This window comes from Pseudonocardia sp. Ae505_Ps2 (genome assembly GCF_001932425.1).
In the GTDB taxonomy this organism is placed as follows: Bacteria; Actinomycetota; Actinomycetes; order Mycobacteriales; family Pseudonocardiaceae; genus Pseudonocardia.
Genome location: NZ_MCIP01000002.1, coordinates 69,325 through 71,142 on the forward strand (window position 1 = coordinate 69,325; position 1,818 = coordinate 71,142).

Here is a 1,818-nt window from a genome sequence, read left to right on the forward strand (position 1 = left end):
GGGGGGGGGCGTGTTCGGATGCGCTCGTGAGTGCAAAGAGGTTTGCGTGCCGGGGTATTGGTGCGGTGTTGGTCGTGGCTGTTGCCGTGGGCTCGGCTGCGGGGGTTGCTGCGGCTGAGACTTCGTCTGTGGCTACTGCTTCGGTGGCTGGTGTCCGCTCCTTGGGGATCATTCCGGGGCAAGAGCGGGACAGAATTGAAGGGCTGACGCTGTTCCTTGAGCGTATTAGTGCAGTCCCTGACTCGGTTCTTCGTCAGGGGGATTCTGTTGCTCAGGATTGGTTGCGGTCGCACTATTCTGTTGTCGGTGGCCAATCTCGCGCTAGTGTTGTTGGTTGCGTCGGGGCTATTGGTGTTGCGGTAGGTGGTGTTCTAGTTCCTGCGGCTAAGATTCTGAAGATTAAGAAGTTGGTTGCGCAGCTGGGGGGCGTCAAGGAGGCTGTGCAGACTTTCTGGGGGGCGAGTTTCAGGTGGGAGAAGATCCAAGCTATCGGGGGCCCGGTGGCTGCCCTGGGGGCGGAGTTGCTTGGAATTACTGCGGTGCGTACGCAGTGTTTCTCTTGATCGTTGTTCGGCGCGTAGCGAACGGCGGTGGCGCTTATGTCGCGTGAGCGGTCGTCGGTATTCATCACGAGTGGTGGGATTGCGCTGATCTGCGCCCTCATCGGGGCGGCGTTTCTCTTCATGGGAGAAGATGTCTTCGTTCCTCTAGCTTTCTTCGGTCTTGGAGTGGGGGTGTGGGCGTCAGGTGGGTCGCCGGTGTTTGCCCGTACCGGGCTCTCTCGCACTGAAAGAAAGCGAGAAGCTGCGACAAGAGCGGCGAAGGCTAGAAAGATTGATCCGGCTGAGTTGCGTAAGTGGAGAGAAAGGAATCCTTCTTACGGTTTGGCGGAGGCGATCGAGAAGTACTGGGAGGAAAACCGGTGAACATGGACTGTCGGGTGAGGCGGGCTGCGGCGGGTGGTGTGTCGTCGGCGCGGCTCGTGGGCAAGTTGATCCGGACCGGAGCCCGCGCTAGCGGGTGAGGACCGGAAGCGGCGCGGCAGTTCCGGGTCCGCGCGCGACGCGTGTGGTGGGTGTCGCGCGCGGAGGTCATCGGTGGATGCCTAGGTGCTGGCGGTTGTTGCTCGTGGATCGGTCACCAACCCGGACGCCGTGTCGTCGCGGCGCAGTGAGCCTTTTTCAACCTGGCGTTTGTGCTGGTCAAGCCGTCGAGTGGGCCTCCCCGGACCGCGACCGCGCGGCGGCCTGACCTGCATCATCGGGGATCTGGCCGCTGCCGACGGGGCCCCTGCCGCCGCTTCGCGGCGGGTCCTCGGTCAGGTTGGCAAAGACTCAGTGTGTCCGCCGCTGCGGCTGTCGCCGTTCAAGATCAAGGGCCACCACACCCATGCATCATCTGATGATCTTCGGTCGGGTGTGTGTCGGGCGTGGTCGCTGGCGGTGTCCGGGTGGCGGTCCTGGCGAGTCGCTTCGCGGCCGCCTGCGGCGGAGCGAGTCGCTTCGCGGCCGCCTGCGGCGGAGCAAGTTAGTACTGCAACGGCAGTTGATCAGCTCGGGGGTCGTTCGCCGCGTCGGCGGTAGTGGCAGTCGCGGGCCTGTTGTTGGCGTTCACGGCGCCAGGTCGACCAGTGCATGACGTGGTCGATGCAGGTGAGCGGGGTGAAGGCGAGCGCGGCGAGGAGACGGCGGATCTCGTTGCCCGACAGCTGAATCAATGCGCGCCGGCTGGCTGAGGATCCCCCTTTTCGGCCTCGCGTGCGTGTTCGGCGGCGCGGGTGACGGCGAGGTAGGCCGCGGTGAGCATGGCCAGGGTGAT

At 64.0% G+C, this 1,818-nt stretch carries 2 protein-coding genes; one reads left to right on the plus strand and one right to left on the minus strand.

Annotation, left to right across the window (positions count from 1 at the left end):
• Nucleotides 1-590 precede the first annotated feature (590 nt).
• On the plus strand, nt 591-926 hold the full coding sequence (locus Ae505Ps2_RS31490; RefSeq protein WP_139319116.1) for a hypothetical protein: 336 nt from the start codon (nt 591-593) through the stop codon (nt 924-926).
• A gap of 623 nt (nt 927-1,549) precedes the next feature.
• Here Ae505Ps2_RS31490 and Ae505Ps2_RS32225 read toward each other — a convergent pair.
• Complete coding sequence (locus tag Ae505Ps2_RS32225; RefSeq protein WP_170917006.1) at nt 1,550-1,717, minus strand: hypothetical protein; 168 nt, start codon at nt 1,715-1,717, stop codon at nt 1,550-1,552.
• Nucleotides 1,718-1,818 lie beyond the last annotated feature (101 nt).